Here is a 20,522-nt window from a genome sequence, read left to right on the forward strand (position 1 = left end):
TTATCAACCAAAAACCGAGGTCTTTTTGTTAATAAATCTTTGAAATTTGTTCGTTTTTTTATCTTAAAAAATGTTCAAATTCCTTATATTAGCACGTTTTGTTAAAATATAATTTTTAAAATATAAATACTTATGTCTGAAGGAGAAAAGTTAATTCCTATTAACATTGAAGATGAGATGAAATCAGCTTACATCGATTATTCGATGTCTGTTATTGTGTCACGTGCTTTGCCTGATGTTAGAGATGGTTTAAAACCTGTGCACCGTAGAGTTCTTTACGGAATGTATGATTTAGGAGTTTTTTCGAATAGAGCTCACAAGAAGTCTGCAAGAATTGTCGGAGAAGTTTTAGGTAAATATCACCCACACGGCGATACATCGGTTTATGATGCAATGGTTCGTATGGCTCAAGAATGGAGTTTGCGTTATCTTTTGGTAGACGGTCAAGGTAACTTTGGTTCAGTTGATGGAGATAGCCCTGCCGCCATGCGTTATACAGAAGCCAGAATGCAAAAGATTTCGGAAGAAATTATGGCCGACATTGAAAAGGAGACTGTTGATTTTCAATTGAACTTTGATGATACGTTATATGAACCAAAAGTAATGCCAACAAAGGTTCCGAATCTTTTGATTAATGGAGCCTCCGGAATTGCGGTTGGTATGGCAACAAACATGCCTCCTCACAATTTGACAGAAGTTATTGATGGTACTTTGGCCTACATTGATAATAACGAAATTGAAATTGATGAGCTGATGAATCATATAAAAGCTCCTGATTTTCCTACCGGAGGAATTATTTATGGTTATGAAGGTGTCCGTGAAGCATTCAAAACAGGTCGTGGACGTATTGTCATGCGTGCCAAAACAAGTTTTGAAGAAAGTAACGGAAAAGAAGCGATTGTTGTAACGGAAATTCCATATCAGGTAAACAAGGCTGATATGATAAAAAAAACAGCCGATTTAGTTAATGATAAAAAAATTGAAGGTATTTCAAATATCCGTGATGAATCGGATAGAAACGGAATGCGAATTGTTTATGAATTAAAACGTGATGCAGTTCCAAATGTGGTTTTGAATACGTTATATAAGTTTACGCAACTACAATCTTCTTTTAGTGTAAACAATATTGCATTAGTAAATGGTCGTCCACAAATGTTGAATCTGAAAGAATTGATTCATTATTTTGTGGAACACCGTCATGAAGTAGTTGTTCGAAGAGCTAAATTTGATTTGCGTAAAGCTGAAGAAAGAGCTCACATTTTAGAAGGTTTAATCATCGCTTCAGATAATATTGATGAAGTAATTGCTTTGATTAGAGGTTCGAAAGATGGTGATGAAGCAAGAACGAAATTGATTGAACGTTTTTCATTAAGTGAAATTCAAGCTAGAGCTATTGTTGAAATGCGTTTGCGTCAACTTACCGGTCTTGAGCAAGATAAATTACGTGCGGAATATGAAGAAATCATGAAATTGATTACACATTTGAGAGAATTGTTGGCAAACAAAGATTTGAGAATGCAAGTAATCAAAGATGAATTGGTTGAAATTCGTGATAAATATGGAGATGAAAGACGTTCTATTATTGAATATTCAGGAGGTGATGTAAGCATTGAAGATTTAATTGCAGATGAAAATGTGGTGATTACAATTTCTCATGCGGGATATATTAAACGTACAAATCTTTCAGAATACAAAACTCAAAATAGAGGAGGAGTCGGTCAGAAAAGTGCAGGAACAAGAGATCAAGATTTCTTAGAGCATTTGTTTGTAGCCACCAATCACCAATACATGTTGTTCTTTACTCAAAAAGGAAAATGTTTCTGGATGAGGGTTTATGAAATTCCAGAAGGTAGTAAAACATCAAAAGGAAGAGCCATTCAAAACTTGATTAATATTGAAAATGATGATAAAGTAAAGGCCTTCATCTGTACACAAGATTTGAAAAATGAAGAATATATCAACAATCATTATGTAATCATGGCCACAAAACAAGGAATTGTAAAAAAGACCTTGTTAGAACAATATTCACGTCCGAGACAAAACGGAATTGCTGCCATTACTATTAGAGAGGATGATGAATTGTTAGAAGCAAAATTAACAAACGGTAACAGTCAAATTTTGATAGCGGTTAAATCCGGTAAGTTAGTTCGGTTTGAAGAAGGGAAAACTCGACCAATGGGAAGAAATGCTTCAGGAGTTCGAGGTATCACCCTTGCAGATGACAAAGACGAGGTGATTGGCATGGTTTCTGTGAATGACATGAGCAGTGAGATTTTGGTAGTTTCCGAAAACGGTTATGGAAAACGTTCTTCTTTGGAAGATTACAGAATAACAAACCGAGGTGGAAAAGGGGTTAAAACCCTAAACATTACTGATAAAACAGGAAGATTAGTATCCATCAATAATGTTACGGATGCCGATGATTTAATGATTATTAATAAGTCAGGATTAACAATCAGAATGGAAGTTTCCGATTTACGAGTAATGGGAAGAGCAACACAAGGTGTTCGATTAATTAACATCAAAGGAAATGATTCTATTGCTGCAGTTACAAAAGTAATGCGAGAGGAACAAGCTGAAGAAGTTGAATTTGAAGACGTGAGCGAGGAAATTAAAGCTGTTGATAACTCAGAAAATTCAAATGATACAACAGATGAAAATCCAACAGAAGAGAACAATGAAACCCAAGAATAAATAACAACTAAATTAAATTAAAAATGAAAAGCAAATATGCAATCGCTCTGGCTATTTCGATGATTACCATGGGCACATTTGCTCAGAAAGATGAACTAAAAGCACTTGAAAAAGCTTTGAAATCAACTGATGACCAAATGATTAAAACATCATTAACCAATGCAGAAAAGGTATTAGCAAATGCTACAGATGCTGAAAAAGCTCAATTTTACTTTTTAAAAGGTAATGCAATGATGCTGTTATCAAAACGTTCACCTGATAAAGGAGAAAAGCTTTTACAAGCATCTAAATCGTATCAAGAAGTAGTAGAAATTGAAAAAAAGATAGGTAAATCTAAATTTACTCCTCAATCACAATCATCATTAGTTGAAGTGCAAAATGGACTAGTACATCAAGCCATCAATGATAATAATGCAAGTCGTTTTAGTCAAGGAACTTTGAAATTATATGAGGCCTATAATATCAATAAAAAAGACACTATATATCTGTATTATGCTGCAAACGGAGCTGTAAATGGAGGTGATTATGATACTGCATTAAGGTATTATGATGAGTTGAAGAAAATGAATTTTTCAGGAATTTCAATTCAATATTATGCAACAGAAAAAACTACTGGAGAGGAAGTTTCTTTTGATTCTAAGACAGAAAGAGATTTATTTGTCAAAGCGGGGACTCATGTTAAACCCAGACAAGAAAAAACATCTTCTAAAAGAGGAGAGATTTATAGAAATTATGCTTTAATTTTAGTTGAAAAGGGAGAGGTTGAAAAAGCGAAAATAGCAATTGCTGAAGCAAGAAAATCAAATCCAAATGATGCTTCGTTAGCAATTTCAGAAGCGAATTTATATTTGGATGAAGGTGATTTTGAAAATTATAAGAGAGTAGTAAGTGAATTACTTATTAAAAGTCCTAATGATGCTGATTTATTGTATAACTTAGGGGTGGTTTCATCTAAAGCTAATAATAATATTGATGCTGAAATGTATTATTTAAAAGCTATTGAAATTAAAAATGATTATAAGAATGCTTATAAGAATTTAGCAATATTACGATTAGAAGCTGATACAAAAATTGTTGATGAGATGAATAAACTAGGTGGGTCAGCTAGTGATAATAAACGATATGAAGTTTTAAGAAAAGAGAGAGAGAAATTATTTTCTACTGTAATCCCTATTTTAGAAAAAGTTATTGAATTAGATTCAAAGGATGTAGAATCTAAAAAGACGCTTCTAAATTTATATTCTATACTTGACTTAACAGATAAATACAAAACATTAAAATCTACAATGAATTAAATAATTAATAAACGAAACCGTCTCTCACCTTGAGGCGGTTTTTTTTATTTTTTTTTATTTAAAAAGTAGTGTTTGATGAATTCATGCCTGACTTACAGGTTTTTATATCTATATTTTAAATGCTGTAATCATTTTGAAGCAACACTTTTACCTTATTAGTTTGACAACTTTATTTCCGATAAGCATCCCTTTAGAGGTGTTGACAGCATTGTTGGAGTTATTACCATTCAACCTTTATGAAGGTATATGGAAAAAGAAAGGCATTCTAACAGGTCAACCAAAATGTTGATAAAAAGTTGTCTTGAGTGTTTACATGGCTAACACGTATTCTTCTATAAAAATTGAATTAGCCATAATTTTCATTAAAAATAAATAGAAAAGATAGAGAGTTTGAATTACTTTAGCACATATATTTAGAAAGAAAATTATCGCCTAAAAGGTAATTTTTTTTCAAATTTTAAAAATAAAATTTCTTATCAAATTTCTTCAGATTAAAAATGCTTCAAAATTTTAGTATTTAAGTGGTTTCTGTTATATCTATTCCTGCATTGTATGATATACATTCATCACATCATCATCTTCTTCAATTTTTTCTAATAATTTTTCAACATCGGCCATTTGTTCTGCTGTAACTTCTTTGGTTATTTGAGGAATTCGTTCAAAACCGGAAGATAATATTTCAATATTTCTGTTTTCCAATTCTTTTTGAATGGAACCAAAACTTTCAAAAGGAGCATACATTAGAATTCCATCTTCATCAGCAAAAATTTCTTCAACACCAAAGTCAATCATCTCTAATTCTAATTCATCTACATCTTGACCTTCAGCAGGAATTCTGAAATTACAGGTATGGTCAAACATAAATTCAACTGAACCTTGTGTTCCCAGCGTACCGTTACATTTATTAAAATAGCTTCTTATATTAGCCACCGTTCTATTGTTATTATCAGTAGCCGTTTCTATCAATATTGCTATGCCGTGAGGTGCATAGCCTTCAAACAATACTTCTTTGAAATTGGCAGTATCTTTATCCGATGCTTTCTTGATGGCACGCTCCACATTGTCTTTTGGCATGTTGGCGGCTTTTGCATTTTGAATAACAGCACGCAAACGAGAGTTGGTTTCCGGATTCGGACCACCTTCTTTCACGGCCATTACGATATCTTTTCCAATTCTTGTAAACGTTTTTGCCATGGCTGACCAACGTTTCATCTTTCGTGCTTTTCTAAATTCAAATGCTCTTCCCATTTCTATTTATTTCAGTATTCTTTATTCGAAATTACTTGTTCAAAATTTGTGTTGCAAAAATAGTATTAAAACTAATATTTTAAAATCCTTTTTACTTTTTATAAAAAGGTAATTTCACCACTTTTGCTTTTACTTTATTATTTCGAATTTGAATAAAAATTTCAGAACCTTCTGCAGCAAATTCAGTATTTACATAGCCCATTCCAATCCCTTTACCTACAGTTGGAGCCATTGTTCCTGAGGTTACGATTCCAATAGTAGTACCGTCAGCATCCACAATTTGGTAATCATGACGTGGAATTCCTCTTTCCAACAATTCAAAACCTACTAATTTCTTTGTAACGCCTTCTTCTTTTTGTTTTTTAAGGTTTTCGGAATTGGTAAATTCTTTTGTAAATTTTGTAATCCATCCCAAACCTGCTTCAAGTGGCGAAGTGGTATCGTTGATGTCATTTCCGTATAAGCAAAATCCCATTTCCAAACGCAAGGTGTCGCGAGCTGCTAATCCGATTGGTTTGATGCCAAAAGAAGCACCGGCTTCAAACACTTTTTTCCAAATGTGTTCCACTTCGTCATTTTTGCAATAAATTTCAAAACCACCGGAGCCTGTATATCCGGTTGCTGAAATGATTACATTTTCAATTCCGGCAAAATCGGCCACTTCAAAATGGTAATATTTTATGGCACTTAAATCGATTGAAGTAAGCGTTTGCATTGCTTCTACACTTTTAGGACCTTGAATGGCTAATAAAGAATAATTTTCAGATAGATTTCTCATGTCAACACCTAAATCATTATGCGACGCAATCCAGTTCCAGTCCTTTTCAATGTTTGATGCATTCACCACCAAAAGATATTGTTCTTCTTCTAATTTATAGACAATCAAATCATCAACAATTCCTCCGTTATCATTAGGTAAGCAAGAATATTGTGCCCTTCCAACCGTTAAAACGGAAGCATCATTTGAAGTTACTTTCTGTATTAATGCCAATGCGTTGGGACCTGATAAAATAAATTCGCCCATATGTGATACGTCAAAAACACCCACGCCGTTTCTAACGGTTTCATGTTCTGCAGTTACGCCTTCATATTGAACAGGCATGTTATAACCGGCAAAAGGAACCATTTTTGCACCTAAGCTTTCGTGAATGTGAGATAATGCAGTATTTTTCATTTGTTTGTTGAATAAAATTTGAAGTGGCTAATTTATTAAAAATAATGCGATTTAATGCCTAGTTAAGGTGTCAAATTTGTTTAATTGTTACTAATCCATTCAATCTCTAACAATTCTTGCATAAATTGAATTTCTGTTAAAAAATATTTTCATTCACAATCCTAATACCCTATATTTACTTTTTAAATTTTTACGTTTTCCTTTATTAACGAGCATGAAGCCAGAAGAAAATACAATACCACAACAAGCTGATAAAAATATAATAGAGCCCCAACTCAATTTTATACTGACTACTGATGAAGATGATGAACGGCCGGTTTATATTTCCGGAAATTTTAATCTTTGGGTTACTCAAGATAAAAAATTCCAAATGGAAAAAGTTGGAAAAGGTCTTTATCATTTCAAGTTTCCAAATGATTTTAACTATCCTGATGAATTGCTCTACAAATTCACTCGGGGCGATTGGAGTGAAGTTGAAATTGACCAATACGGAAACAAAACAGAAAATCGTTCGTGTAAGCAACACAATGGCGTTAAAAAAGAACATGTTGCAAAATGGAGAAAAAATTGGCTTCCTTTCAAACCGAATTTTTTACCAAAAGTGCATTTGATTTCTGAAGAATTTGAAATCCCTCAATTGAATAAAAAACGAAAAGTTTGGGCTTTGTTGCCATATGATTATGAAACGTCAACAGAACATTATCCTGTGATGTATTTGCAAGATGCTCAAAATTTATTTAATGAAAAAGCCAGGTATGGCAATTGGGAAATTGATAAAAAGTTAGCCGTAATGGCGGAGTATAAAATTGGAAAAATCATCGTTATTGCAGTTGAACATGCCGATAATGAAAGAATCATAGAATACAATGTAGGCAACACTGTTTTGGGTGCCGGTCAAGGAAAAAAATACATTCGATTTTTAACAGACACCTTAAAGCCTTTTGTTGACACTAATTTCAGAACCAAACCCGAACGCGAGCATACCGGAATAGGGGGGAGTTCAATGGGTGGTTTGGTAAGTATTTTCAGTGGAATCATGTATCCTGAAGTATTTGGTAAGTTGATGATTTTTTCACCTTCTTTATGGGTGGTTCCTAAAATCAAGTTGTCATTTTTAGATATGGATGAACCTCAAGACACTCGAATTTATTTGTATGCCGGTGGCGATGAAAGTGCCACAATGATTGATCATGTTAAAAATTTCAAGAAGCGATTATTAAAAAAAGATGCATTGAATGATAAAATGAAAGTACGATTAAGCATTAACGAACAAGGAAAACACAATGAAGTTTTTTGGAGTGACGAATTTCCAAAAGCCATTGAGTGGTTGTTTTTTAGTACGAAAGAAGAATAACAATTTCAATGGCAATAACAATTACAATGGCAATAACAATAACAATGACAATGACAATAGCAATGGCAAAAAGCAAAAATTAAAAAAATCAAAAGTTTATAAATGAAAATTCATTACACGAATAACCTAATCTTTAAGAAAGTAAATTTAATTCCGCTTTTGGAAACAGAAGAAGACATTATTTTTGATACTATCCATCTGTCAAAATCTATTTTTTCGGGAAAAAAGGACAGTCTTTATACTTTAGAAAAAGATGAAAATATCTTTTTATTTATTGGTTTGGGAAAAGATCAAGATTATAAAGCTATTAAAACTGCTTTACGAAGAATTTCAGCCAAACAGTTTTCACATTTTAAAAATGAGGCCAAATTGTTTCTCTCATCAGAATTATCTAATGACATGATTGAAGCGATTATATCCGGTTTATGGTTGGGAACGTATCAATTGGGGCATTATAAAAAAGATAAAAAGCAACATCCGTTTGAGGCAGAAGAATTTGTTTTAGAAATTAATTCGTATTTGGATAACACACAAGCCATTGAACGCGGTATCAAGATTGCCAACGCCCAATTGGAAACGTTTCATTTGGTAGATTTACCTCCAAATAAAATTACTCCAAAACATTTAGCGGATTGGGCTGTTGAAGCCGGAAAAAAATACGGTTTTTCTGTTGAAGTTTTTGGCAACAAAAGATCAAAAGAACTAGGTTTGGAAGCCTTTTATTCCGTAGGAAAAGGAAGTGCAAATGAATCGCAATTCATTATCATTGATTATAAGCCCGAAAATTCCAAAAAGCACATTGGCTTGGTTGGCAAAGGAATTACTTTTGACACAGGAGGTTTGAATATCAAAACTGCCGGAATGGTTCATATGAAGTGTGACATGGCGGGTGCTGCGGCAGTTTTAGGTGCCATGCAATTGATTGCTGATTTGAAATTACCGTATCATGTTACGGCTATTGTTCCGGCTTGTGAAAATTCGGTGGATGCCAATTCTTTTTTACCCAGTGATGTGATTGGAAGTTACAGCGGACATTCTATTGAAATCATTGATACAGATGCCGAAGGAAGATTAATCTTGGCCGATGGATTGTCTTATTTAATTAAAAACTACAATCCGGAAACGGTTATTGATATTGCCACTTTAACAGGAAGTAGTGTAGCCACTTTAGGCAATGAATGTGGAGCGTTGTTTACGAACAATGAATCCTTATCTAAACAATTGCAACAATCCGGAGATGAAATTGGAGAACGTTTGTGGCAATTACCTTTATGGGATGCTTATAAATCGGATATTGAAAGTGATATTGCGGATGTTAAAAATTATTCAGGAAAACCGGTTGCAGGAGCTATTTCAGCAGCAAAATTTTTAGAATTTTTTACTAATAATCATACTTCTTGGGCACACATTGATGTAGCTGGAGTAACATTTATTGATGATGAATTTGCAAAAACAAAACACGCCTCAGCATTTGGGGTGCATTTACTAACCAATTTTATTGAAAACCTGTAGCTTATGGATACGACTGTTAAAACTTTTATCTGTATTTCCAATTACTTTAAAGGGAATGATTTTTTAATCAATATGAAAAAATTAGGAAACAAAGTATTCTTAATTACTTCCGAAAAGTTGCGAAACAAACCTTGGGCTTTTGATTCGATAGATGAAATTTTTTATATGCCGGGTCAGGATATTGATTGGGATTTAGACATGCTGCTTCAAGGCGTTGCCGGAATCATGCGGAATGAAAAAATAGCCGCAATTGTTGCCTTGGATGATTTTGATGTAGAGAAAGCTACTTTTTTACGTGAGAATCTTCGAGTGGATGGAATGGGTCAAACCACAGGAAGGTATTTCAGGGATAAATTGGCCATGCGAGTAAAAGCACAGGCAGAAGGAGTTCCAGTTCCGGCTTTTAGTGCATTGTTTAATGACGAATACATCAACACTTTTGCAGACAGCGTTTCGCCTCCATGGGTTTTGAAACCACGTTCTGAAGCATCAGCCTCCGGAATTATGAAAGTACATTCCAAAGAAGAATTATGGGAAAAAATAAATGAATTGGGTGATAATCGCATTAAATATTTAGTAGAGCAATTCAAACCGGGAGCAGTTTATCATTGTGATGGCCTGAATTTTAATAGTAAAGTTTTATTTAGTTTAACATCTCAATATTTAGCCACTCCAATGGAAATTTCACAAGGAGGCGGAATTTTTAGAAGTGCTAACATTCCATATAATAGTGCTGATGAAAAAGCCATAAAAAAAGTGAATGAGCAGGTAATGAAAGCTTTCGGAATGAAACACGGAGCTACGCATACGGAATTTATTAAATGTAATGAAGATGGCAAAATTTACTTTTTGGAAACATCTTCCAGAGTAGGTGGAGCTCATTTAGCAGAAATGGTTGAAGCTGCTTCAGGAATTAACTTATGGGGAGAATGGGCAAAGATTGAAGATGCATTGGTTCGAGGAAATGAGTATAAAGTACCATCACAAAAGAAGCAATTTGCCGGGATTGTGTTGACTTTATCTAAATTTGAACATCCTGATTTGAGTGGGTTTAATGATGCTGAAGTGTGTTTCCGTGTTCCTTTGGAATATCATGCGGGATTAATTGTAAAATCAGAGAAACATGAACGCGTTCGTGAATTATTAGAGGATTATGCCGAACGATTGGTTAAAGATTTTGCAACTGTAGCAGCTCAGGAGAAAGTGAAGAAGTTACATTAATTTTTTAGCCACTAATTACATTAATTTCACGAATTAATTTGATTGTATTTTTTTTAATTAGTGGGAACAGAAAAAACTTTTTTATAAAGATAGTTTTTGCCTTTCAAAATTATATTATTACACCTGACAGGTTTCAAAAACCTGTCAGGTGTGGTCTAATTACCAAAGGAATTAATCAAAAACATTGAAAACCCCAATAATTCAAAAATTTTAAAAAACAATTTTTTAAATAACTTTTATGAAAAAATTTATTTTAACGATTATAGTAATTGCATTTACTAATCTTTCTTTTGGACAAAAGAGTAGTCATGATTTGAAAATTTTTTTAAATGATAATAGTAATATTATAGATGTCAGAGATGTTCTTCAATTTGAGGGAATTGAATACATGAATTTAGAGTTTGCTGGAACTGAATTGAAGAATAAAAGTTATCAGTTGACTGTAAAAGAAATATGGAATGGAAAAGTCAAAAGCGAAACAGTAGTATTTGATAGTAAATCAATTGGAATTGAAGAATTTTCAAAAGTGAATGATACCATTTTAAATTTAAAGGTAATTTCAAAATTAACGAATCATAATAAATTAAAAATGACATTTAAATTTCCTAGTTTTTCTTTTACTAAAGAATATGATGCTATTGAATTAAATGAATACAGTTTGAGAAATCTAGCAAGAGAAAGTAAATTAGAAATAGAGTATGGTAAAAAGTTTTATTTGTTGGCTTACATTCTTCCTTACAAAAGAGAAGATGGCTCTAAATCATGGTGTGAAGTTGGATCTAATGGAAAGGATATTGAAAATTGGGGATTAAAATATGGCATAGAGCACTATTTACTTTTTGAAATGTTGTTTGAATAATAAATATTGGATCTGCAAAGCTTCAAAAATCAGTTAAGCTTAAATAATACTTCTAAACTATTGAAAACCTACCATTCCAAAAACTTCCATAAATACACTTTTTGCCTTTGGAACGAGGTTTCTCAAGCTGATTTTGAGGTGCAAAAATCGCATTTCAAAAGCAAGTCAGGTAGTGAATATTTTTTTACTGAGGATGGTGTTTATCGAATTTCCAATCATTGGGGTAGGGTAGCCAATTGCCGATGGCGGTTAGTTCCTTTAACTGATAATAAAAACCAATATACCAAAGTAGGTTTTGCACATTGGAATGATTTTTTGCCTAATGATGAAAATGCAAAGTTATTCTTTATCCAAGTGGATTGGGAGCAAAAAACAGTTGATTTTTTTCATAAAGACTTGCCATTTTACGACGGAAAAGCAGTTTTAAGAAATGCTGCTGAAACTGCAAAAGTGATGAAAACTATCAAACAAGTTTTGAATGAAGAAAATTGGGCGAAACATTTGGAGTATGAGGATTTGGATGTGATTCGGAAAGAAATCGTTGAAAGTATGGTTGCTACAGATTTAAGTTTTAATGAAATTAAAAGAAAATATTGTTGAGTTTTTAAAATATTTAAGATGTTTAGGTAACTAGGATTTTTATTAATGTTAAAAAACAAAATTACTTATATAACAATCAAACTTTATTATGAATGAAATTATTTCCTGAAAGTAGTTATTATTTTTGTAATAATTGTATGGTTTGTTTTTTTCGAAATGATTACTGCTATCATCCAAAACGAACTAGAACTCCTTATCTATTTTGTGATGACAATTTAATTCAAAATTGTGATTATTAAAGAGTCTTGCTTGTACCCATAATCTATTGCCACTTAATTATAATCATTGTTAAGTTTTGACTTAGTTCAAACAAATATCAGATTTTAGTGAACCCGATCCTCTCCAAAATAGAAACCGGAACAATCATCCACAGCTATATTTCTTTTTTTTTAGCAATTATCTTAGTTGTTTTTATTTTCTTTGTTGGAATAAAAATGCATTTTAAGAATGCTCAACAACTTATCAAATTACCAAAAAAATGAAAACCATCGCCGTCATTCCAGCTCGTTACGCATCAACCCGATTTCCGGCAAAATTAATGCAGGATTTAGGCGGAAAAACAGTGATTACGAGAACGTATGAAGCCGCTGTGAATACTAAATTATTTGATGATGTATTTGTGGTGACAGATTCTGATTTGATTTTTCAAGAAATTGTTTCTAATGGTGGAAAAGCCATTATGAGTATAAAAGAACACGAGAGTGGGAGTGATCGTATCGCAGAAGCGGTAGAATATTTGGATGTAGATATTGTTGTGAATGTTCAAGGTGACGAACCATTTATTAACAAAGAACCTTTAGCTTCCGTATTGGAAGTTTTTAAAAAAGATGATTCAAAACAAATTGACTTGGCTTCATTGATGCGTGAAATTACAGATTGGGATACTATTGAGAATCCGAATAACGTTAAAGTGATTGTAGATCAAAACGCATTTGCATTATATTTTTCTCGTTCGGTAATTCCGTATCCAAGAGAAAAAAACGTGGGTGCTCACTACTTTCAGCACATTGGTATTTATGCTTTCAGAAAACAAGCATTGTTGGATTTTTATAAACTTCCGATGAAATCGCTTGAAGCTTCTGAAAAATTAGAACAACTTCGCTATTTGGAATACGGAAAGAAAATCAAGATGGTAACTACTTCTCATGTTGGAATTGGAATTGATACTCCTGAAGATTTAGAAAAAGCCCGTAAATTACTTTAGTTTTTCAACAATAATCAATTCGTTGTGTTCTTCAATACGAGGCAAGGTAGCTACTTTGAAATTTATTTGATTGTAAAATCGAAGGTAATTTTGATTCCTAACCGTGTCAATTTCTTTTAACAACATCGTATTAAAAAGCATAAACCCGCCAGGATTTAAAATCTCGGTTAGCCGATTTTGAAAAAAAGTTTCAAATAGAAAACTTGGCATCAAGGTATCTTGAAAAATATCGACAATAATTAAATCATAAGTTTGTTTGGTTTTCAAAACAAATTCAAACGCTTCGTGGTGTATTATGTTGAAATTTTTAATCTTATTTAATTGAAAATAATCATTAGCCAACTCAATTACTTTGTCATCGATTTCAATTCCGGTAATTTTTCCTTTACAGCCAATTTCATCTACCAAGGTTTTGATGACACTTCCTCCGGCAACTCCTAAAACCAAAATGTGATTCATGGGTTTGATTTTTTCAAATCCGATATGTTTTAAACCTTTTCGCAAAACACGTTGCAGACTTCCATAAGAGTAATTGGTATTTTTACTGTCTAAAACCAATTCGCCATTAACTAAAGTTACTTCTAACGTTTTACTCAACTCTGAAGTGGTTTTATAAATATTGATTGGATAAAAGTAGCTGATTAGTTTTTTTAGCATTTTAAATTTTTTAGTAAAAATAAGAGTTTAATCGTATTTTTACTAAAATTATTGTTAGGTGAAAAAACGGTTGAGTCAATTTATTTTATTCAAAGTAATGGGTTGGAAGATAGAAGGAACTTTGGATCCGGCTATCAAAAAATGCGTCATTATTGTGGTGCCTCACACCAGTTGGCATGATTTCTACATTGGATTATTTATAAGAAGTTATTTAGGGATTGAAATAAATTTTGTGGGTAAAAAAGAATTGTTTCAATTTCCGTTTGGGTTTTATTTCCGATGGTTAGGTGGAGCTCCTTTGGATAGAACCGGTGGATTGAACAAAGTAGATGCTATTGCAAAAGTATTTGCTAATCGAGAAACCTTTCGATTAGCTATCGCTCCTGAAGGAACTAGAAAGAAAGTAATAAAATGGAAAACAGGGTTTTATTATATTTCACTTCAAGCAAATGTTCCGATAATTCCTGTCGCTTTTGATTTCAGTAAAAAGCAAATTACTATCAATAAACCGTATGACCCAACCGGAGAAATCGAAGTGGATATGCCTATTTTGGAACACTATTTTAAAGGAGTAGTTGGTAAATATCCAGAGAACAGTTTTCTGTTTTAATGTACTTAGTTTTCAGGAATATAACTTTTGAAACTACCGTCTTTAAAAAATATCACAATCTTTTCTATTTCTTTATTGTTACTCGCGATCCCTTTGTTTTGTGGGATAAGCGGTTTTGGTAAGTCAGATAAGGGTGCTTTTTCATGCTCCGTATTGATTTGCTTTGCATCTTCTGTCGTCTCTACATCAGTTAACTTTGGAAAACTCCCTCTACTAAGCAAAAACCAATACAAATCAACTTCAGGAAAACTTTCAGAAACTTTCAACACAAATTCTAAACTCGGTTTGTTTCTTCCGGATAGGAGGTGTGATAAACTGGAACGCTGTACACCAATTTTATCAGCAAACGATGAGGCATTCAGTTGGTAATAGTCCAACAGAATTTCTAGCTTTTGAACAAAATCTTGTGTGTTTAACATAGTAAATTTGTATTCGGAAAAGAATAGGTTACAAATGTAATCAAATGATTTCAGAATAGGGATGTTACAATTGTAAAATTAACAGTTTATCAATTATTTTATTGTCACTTACACTTTATGTAATGGTATTTAAAATATTGGAAATTAATTATTTAGTTTACAAAATAGTATAAGATAAACAATTGTAATTTTTAAAGATAAAAAACACTAAAAATTGTGTTTACAAAGTTAAACTTTACAACTTTTGCATTGATTTACAATTGTTATTTCAAAGATGTTTACCTTTGTAACGTTAAAAAGTACCACATGAATTATCCATCTCTTTTTGAGAAATATAAAGAACAAACCATTCAAGGCAGATATGTTACGTTGAATCATATTGAGCCTCTTTTTGAAAAGCACCAATTCAAAAATTCCATCTCCGTTTTGGGAAAATCGGTTTTAGGAAAATCGATTTATGGATACAAAACCGGAACAGGAAATTTCAAGATTTTACTTTGGTCGCAAATGCACGGTAATGAAAGTACTACTACAAAAGCAGTTTTTGATTTGTTCAACTTTTTAGATTCAGATGAAAAAGTAGCTTTAAATTGGAAAGAAAAATTTACGTTCTTTTTTATCCCGATGTTAAATCCGGACGGAGCGGAAGTGTATACCAGAGAAAATGCAAATAGTATCGATTTAAATCGAGATTTTTTGAATTTATCGCAACCCGAAAGCAGGTTACTCATGAAATGTTTTCAGGAGTTTAAACCGGATTTTTGTTATAACCTTCATGATCAACGTACTATTTTTGCGGCGGGAAAAACAAAGAATCCTGCAACTGTCTCTTTTTTAGCACCGGCATTTAATGAAGAACGAGCAATTAATGATACGCGACAAAAAGCTATAAATTTAATTGCCGGGATTAATGACGTCCTACAATATCATATTCCCAACCAAGTGGGGCGTTTTGATGATTCTTTTAATAGAAATTGCGTTGGAGATACTTTTCAACAGTTAGGGGTTCCAACGGTGCTTTTTGAAGCCGGACATTTTCAAAATGATTACCAAAGGGAGAAAACCAGGTATTATATTTTTCTCAGCCTCTTGGTGAGTTTTCAATTGCTTTACGAAAACGATTTAGTTGATAACAAAACTGCGAATTATTTAAATATATCACAGAATAATGTTGGTTTTTTTGATTTTATTTATAGAAATGTTAAGTTTCGTTATGATAATTCAGAAATTATAACGAATTTTGCCGCTCAATTTAGAGAAGAATTGGTTGAAAATGAGTTGGTTTTTACAGCCTATATTTCTTCAGTGGGAGAATTAGATGATTTTAATGGTCACTTGGAGTGGGATGCAGAAGGCCAAAAATTTGAAAGTGAAACCGGTACTTTTCCGAAAATTGATGAAAAAGCGAATTTTGTTTTAGGAAAAACCAATGTATTTGTTAATGGTTTATTAAAAAAATAACAATTGCGTTTTTTTATTGAATAAAATATATTTCTTTTGCACTAAATTTAATAATAAATAGACACACACATGAGTAAGTTTCGTTTAGATGAAGTAGATCACCAAATTCTTGATATGTTAATCGATAATACAAGAGTTCCTTTTACCGATATTGCTAAAAAACTTTTAATATCAGCCGGTACCGTTCACGTTAGAGTGAAAAAAATGGAAGATGCAGGAATTATTATGGGTTCTTCTTTAACTTTAGATTATGAAAAATTAGGTTATTCTTTCATTGCTTATGTTGGAGTTTTCTTAAACAATACTTCACAAACTAAATTTGTTTTGGAACGTATTAACGAGATTCCTTTTGTGACTGTAGCACATGTTACAACCGGAAAATTCAATATTTTTTGTAAAATCCGTGCTAAAGATACCAAACATGCTAAAGATGTTATCTTCATGATTGATGATATTGAGGGTGTTTATAGAACAGAAACCATGATTTCACTGGAAGAAAGTATCAATGATAAAAAACGTTTGATGCACACCATTTTCCAAAACATGTAAGATGTAATGGCACTATAAACAAACCCTCTCCTTCAAACCGAGAGGGTTTTTTTATACAATCATAATAGGAGTTACAAATACAAATAATAGAATAATTCACTAATTTAGTAAGCAAAATTCAGCCCATGTACACGCTACCAAGAATAGAACGATTTCGTCAAAATGTTTTATCCAAATACCAAATTTACAACAGTGTCTTTATTACGTTGCCTTTTGATGCGATAGACAATACCGGTGTTTTATTACCTCTTTTTTCCGAAGTGTGTGAAAATGGATTTAAAAACCAACAAAGTCCAAATGATATTTTTGAATCGTTTGCTGCCAAATACATGGAAAATCCTTCTGAAGAGCAAAAAATCGAACTAATGTTTCGCTTTATTCAATATGTAGAACGACAAGTTGTGCTTTTTGATGCCATTGAAGATGCTGCATTTCCAACGGTGAACAATATGGAAGGTCGCGGTTCACTTCGCGATATGAAAGAAAAAGCAGAACAACGTTCAAAATCAAAAGAACTTAGAACTTTTTTAGAAAACTTTAAAGTGCGAACGGTTTTAACAGCACATCCAACGCAGTTTTATCCGGGTGCTGTTTTGGGAATTATTACCGATTTAACCGAAGCCTTACGAGTGAATGATTTAATTCAAATCAAACAACTGTTAGCTCAATTGGGTAAAACACCTTTTATTAAAAAAGAAAAACCAACACCATACGACGAAGCGATTAGCTTGATTTGGTATCTTGAAAATGTATTTTACACCACTGCCGGAAATATGATTCAGTACTTACAGAAGAATATTTATGGCGGGGAGGAAATTACTAATGCTATATTTAATTTGGGTTTTTGGCCCGGAGGCGACAGAGATGGAAACCCATTTGTGACAACAGAAATCACTTTGAAAGTTGCTGAACGTTTGCGTACTTCTATTTTGAAATGCTACTACAATGACATCCGTAAACTGAAAAGAAAACTTACTTTTAAAGAAGTAGATACAATAATTGCTGATTTAGAAAGTAAATTATATCGTTCTGTTTTTTATTCACGAGGTGAGATTTACTTGACACAAGAAGAATTTTATGAAGGCTTACAGCGAATTAAACAGCTTATAAAACAGGAACACCAATCACTTTATTTGGACGAAATTGATTTATTGTTGAACAGACTCAACTTGTTTGGGTTTCATTTTGCTACTTTAGATATTCGTCAAAACAGCAAAATTCACAAACAAGTATTTCAAGATATTGTAGCGAAAGAAAAAGCACTTTTTCCTGAAAATTATTTTGATTTGGAGGAAAAGGAGAAAATTGCTGTATTATCCAATTTGCGAAGCAATATTTCGGAAGCCGATTTTGATGATGCGATTACTGGCTCAACAGTTAGTTCTATTCACGCCATGAAAACCATTCAGGAACGAAATGGAGAACTGGGTTGCAATCGCTACATTATCAGCAATAATGAAAGTGCCTTGAATGTAATGGAAACCTTTGCTATGTTTCATTTATGCGGTTGGGAAGACCCTTCTGTTGATGTGATACCGCTTTTTGAATCGGTAAACGATTTGCATTCGGCGGACAAAATAATGGAACAATTGTACACAAACGCTTCCTATAAACAACATTTGCAAAACCGAAATAATACACAAACTGTTATGTTAGGTTTTTCTGACGGTACTAAAGATGGAGGATATTTAATGGCCAATTGGAGTATTTATAAAGCAAAAGAAATGCTGACAGCCATTTCAATAAAATACGGAATCAAAGTACTGTTTTTTGATGGTAGAGGCGGACCACCCGCTCGCGGTGGCGGAAAAACCCACAAGTTTTATGCATCTTTGGGTTCCAATATTGAAAACCAACAAATACAAATTACGGTGCAAGGTCAAACCATTAGTTCGAATTTTGGTACTTTGGATTCGTGTCGTTATAATCTAGAAAATTTATTAAGTGCCGGAGCTACAAATCAAGTTTTTAGCAAAGGTGAAATCGCTTTGTCGGAATCTGAAAATAAGGTGTTGGATGAATTATCAGAATTGAGCTATGATAAGTATAAAAAATTCAAGCAACATCCCAAATTCATTCCGTATTTGGAGCGAATGAGTACGCTGAATTATTATGCAAAAACCAACATTGGGAGTCGTCCTTCCAAGCGTAACAAGTCCGATCAATTGGATTTTAATGATTTACGAGCCATACCGTTTGTGGGTTCTTGGAGTCAATTGAAGCAAAATGTTCCCGGATTTTTTGGAGTAGGAACAGCGTTGCAACATTTTGAAGCAACCAATCAATGGGAAAAAGTAGTAATGTTGTATCAAAATTCGTTGTTTTTTAAAACCTTGATGGAAAACAGTATGATGTCCTTGTGTAAATCTTTTTTTCCATTAACGGCTTATATGCAAAAGGATGAAGAGTTTGGAGCGTTTTGGCAAATCATTTATGATGAATTTTTGGAAACCAAAAGATTGTTGTTAAAACTCTCCGGATTCAAGGAATTGATGGAAAACTATCCTGATGGTAAAGCCTCCATCGAAATTAGAGAACAAATTGTATTACCGCTTTTAACCATTCAACAATATGCGTTGTTAAAAATCAATGAACTAAAAAGTCAAAAAAATCCAAACGAAAAGCTAATTGCCGTGTATGAAAAGATTGTAACACGTTCGTTGTTCGGGAATATTAATGCGAGTAGAAATTCGGCTTAATTTAAAATTTATAATTCAAATTTAAAATAAAGAATCATGACTTCATCATCCTTACAAACAAGTGAATACGCACCCTATTATAAACCTTATATTGAAGCTTTGGGAGAAGTGGAATTGAGAAGTGGATTTCAAGATGGTATCGAATTTAGTGTAGCTTTTTTTACTACTATTCCTATTCACAAACATGAATTTCGTTATGCCGAAGGAAAATGGACTATCAAAGATATACTACAGCATCTGATTGACGCTGAACGAATTTTTGCCTATCGAGCGTTGCGAATTGCCAGAAATGATACAACTCCTTTACCCGGTTTTGAAGAAAATGACTATGTTGAAACAGCTCATGCCAATAGAAGAAGTGTGAATGATTTGTTGGAAGAGTTTGTTATCGTTAGAAAAGGGACTATGAGTTTGTTTAGCACTTTTACTGACGAACAGTTAAGTCGAATGGGGATAGCCTCAGATAATCCGGTATCGGTTCGTGCTATTGGATTTATTATTTTGGGTCATCAAAAACATCATGAGAAAATTATAAAAGAGAGGTATTTATAAATAAAAAGGAGCCCAATGGAGCTCCTTCTATTTTTTAATAATCTTCTTCTTCGTCTTCTTCATCAGAAGGTTCGTCTTCAAAATCATCATCATCGTCTTCATCGTCAGAACCGCCTGCATCTTTTAATAAATCCACTTCTGTGTCATCGTCAGATGGAGCATCGTCATCTTCTTCATCTACATCTACTTCGTCAATGTCATCGTCTAGATCTAAACCTTTAACCGGAGCAATTGTTTCTACTTCTACATCCAAATCATCATCTTCTTCAAAGTTTTCAATACGGGTAGCGAGTTTTTTGCTCACTTTTACTAAATAAATAGTATCTTCCGTTCGAACTTCAACAGCTTCAATCAATTCGTTTTGGGCATTTCTAAAACGGATAATATCGGTATCTTCATAACCATCAGGAAATT

At 32.9% G+C, this 20,522-nt stretch carries 18 protein-coding genes; 13 read left to right on the forward strand and 5 right to left on the reverse strand.

What is annotated here, in order from left to right:
• Positions 1 to 132 precede the first annotated feature (132 nt).
• Together gyrA and B3L86_RS05450 are read left to right on the forward strand one after the other, a co-directional pair.
• On the forward strand, positions 133 to 2,694 hold the full coding sequence (gyrA, locus tag B3L86_RS05445) for a DNA gyrase subunit A (RefSeq protein ID WP_291116031.1): 2,562 nt from the start codon (positions 133 to 135) through the stop codon (positions 2,692 to 2,694).
• A gap of 23 nt (positions 2,695 to 2,717) precedes the next feature.
• Complete coding sequence (locus B3L86_RS05450) at positions 2,718 to 3,989, forward strand: tetratricopeptide repeat protein (protein WP_291116034.1); 1,272 nt, start codon at positions 2,718 to 2,720, stop codon at positions 3,987 to 3,989.
• Positions 3,990 to 4,526: 537 nt separating this feature from the next.
• Here the strand turns inward: B3L86_RS05450 and B3L86_RS05455 are convergent.
• The gene (locus tag B3L86_RS05455) at positions 4,527 to 5,237 is read right to left on the reverse strand and encodes a YebC/PmpR family DNA-binding transcriptional regulator (RefSeq protein WP_291116036.1); all 711 of its coding nucleotides are present in this window, start codon (positions 5,235 to 5,237) and stop codon (positions 4,527 to 4,529) included.
• Positions 5,238 to 5,328: 91 nt separating this feature from the next.
• The gene (gcvT, locus tag B3L86_RS05460) at positions 5,329 to 6,411 is read right to left on the reverse strand and encodes a glycine cleavage system aminomethyltransferase GcvT (protein WP_291116038.1); all 1,083 of its coding nucleotides are present in this window, start codon (positions 6,409 to 6,411) and stop codon (positions 5,329 to 5,331) included.
• A gap of 214 nt (positions 6,412 to 6,625) precedes the next feature.
• Here gcvT and B3L86_RS05465 point away from each other — a divergent pair, with 214 nt between their 5' ends.
• From B3L86_RS05465 to kdsB, 6 genes are all read left to right on the forward strand, one after another.
• Positions 6,626 to 7,765 carry an alpha/beta hydrolase gene (locus B3L86_RS05465; RefSeq protein ID WP_291116041.1) on the forward strand — a complete coding sequence of 380 codons (1,140 nt, stop codon included), beginning with the start codon at positions 6,626 to 6,628 and terminating at the stop codon, positions 7,763 to 7,765.
• A gap of 102 nt (positions 7,766 to 7,867) precedes the next feature.
• Positions 7,868 to 9,277, forward strand: a complete 1,410-nt coding sequence (locus tag B3L86_RS05470; protein ID WP_291116043.1) for a leucyl aminopeptidase family protein — start codon at positions 7,868 to 7,870, stop codon at positions 9,275 to 9,277.
• A 3-nt stretch (positions 9,278 to 9,280) separates the two neighbouring features.
• Entirely contained in the window at positions 9,281 to 10,498 is a 1,218-nt protein-coding gene (locus B3L86_RS05475; protein WP_291116046.1) for an ATP-grasp domain-containing protein, read from the forward strand.
• A gap of 238 nt (positions 10,499 to 10,736) precedes the next feature.
• Entirely contained in the window at positions 10,737 to 11,357 is a 621-nt protein-coding gene (locus B3L86_RS05480) for a hypothetical protein (RefSeq protein WP_291116049.1), read from the forward strand.
• A 60-nt stretch (positions 11,358 to 11,417) separates the two neighbouring features.
• Complete coding sequence (locus B3L86_RS05485; RefSeq protein WP_291116051.1) at positions 11,418 to 11,957, forward strand: hypothetical protein; 540 nt, start codon at positions 11,418 to 11,420, stop codon at positions 11,955 to 11,957.
• A gap of 478 nt (positions 11,958 to 12,435) precedes the next feature.
• Positions 12,436 to 13,161 (forward strand): 3-deoxy-manno-octulosonate cytidylyltransferase, encoded by a 726-nt coding sequence (kdsB, locus tag B3L86_RS05490; protein WP_291116054.1) that lies wholly within the window; start codon positions 12,436 to 12,438, stop codon positions 13,159 to 13,161.
• Here kdsB and B3L86_RS05495 read toward each other — a convergent pair.
• Positions 13,153 to 13,818, reverse strand: coding sequence for a spermidine synthase (locus B3L86_RS05495; RefSeq protein WP_291116057.1), 666 nt, complete (start codon positions 13,816 to 13,818; stop codon positions 13,153 to 13,155). The genes kdsB and B3L86_RS05495 overlap by 9 nt on opposite strands.
• A 58-nt stretch (positions 13,819 to 13,876) precedes the next feature.
• On the opposite strand from B3L86_RS05495, the gene B3L86_RS05500 reads away from it, so the two are divergent.
• Positions 13,877 to 14,428 carry a 1-acyl-sn-glycerol-3-phosphate acyltransferase gene (locus B3L86_RS05500; protein ID WP_291116059.1) on the forward strand — a complete coding sequence of 184 codons (552 nt, stop codon included), beginning with the start codon at positions 13,877 to 13,879 and terminating at the stop codon, positions 14,426 to 14,428.
• 5 nt (positions 14,429 to 14,433) lie between these two features.
• On the opposite strand, the gene B3L86_RS05505 is transcribed toward B3L86_RS05500, so the two are convergent.
• Positions 14,434 to 14,847: a helix-turn-helix domain-containing protein gene (locus B3L86_RS05505; RefSeq protein WP_291116061.1), complete on the reverse strand. Its 414-nt coding sequence runs from the start codon at positions 14,845 to 14,847 to the stop codon at positions 14,434 to 14,436.
• A 306-nt stretch (positions 14,848 to 15,153) separates the two neighbouring features.
• On the opposite strand from B3L86_RS05505, the gene B3L86_RS05510 reads away from it, so the two are divergent.
• From B3L86_RS05510 to B3L86_RS05525, 4 genes are all read left to right on the forward strand, one after another.
• Positions 15,154 to 16,308 (forward strand): M14 family metallopeptidase, encoded by a 1,155-nt coding sequence (locus tag B3L86_RS05510; protein ID WP_291116063.1) that lies wholly within the window; start codon positions 15,154 to 15,156, stop codon positions 16,306 to 16,308.
• A gap of 69 nt (positions 16,309 to 16,377) precedes the next feature.
• Positions 16,378 to 16,857: an Lrp/AsnC family transcriptional regulator gene (locus B3L86_RS05515; RefSeq protein WP_291116066.1), complete on the forward strand. Its 480-nt coding sequence runs from the start codon at positions 16,378 to 16,380 to the stop codon at positions 16,855 to 16,857.
• 125 nt (positions 16,858 to 16,982) lie between these two features.
• Positions 16,983 to 19,556, forward strand: a complete 2,574-nt coding sequence (locus B3L86_RS05520) for a phosphoenolpyruvate carboxylase (RefSeq protein ID WP_291116069.1) — start codon at positions 16,983 to 16,985, stop codon at positions 19,554 to 19,556.
• A gap of 36 nt (positions 19,557 to 19,592) precedes the next feature.
• Positions 19,593 to 20,108, forward strand: coding sequence for a DinB family protein (locus B3L86_RS05525; protein WP_291116072.1), 516 nt, complete (start codon positions 19,593 to 19,595; stop codon positions 20,106 to 20,108).
• A gap of 34 nt (positions 20,109 to 20,142) precedes the next feature.
• Here the strand turns inward: B3L86_RS05525 and B3L86_RS05530 are convergent.
• A partial coding sequence (locus B3L86_RS05530; protein ID WP_291116075.1) for a DNA primase occupies positions 20,143 to 20,522 on the reverse strand: 380 nt, incomplete at its 5' end.

This window comes from Flavobacterium sp. UBA6135 (assembly GCF_002428305.1).
In the GTDB taxonomy this organism is placed as follows: domain Bacteria; phylum Bacteroidota; class Bacteroidia; order Flavobacteriales; family Flavobacteriaceae; genus Flavobacterium.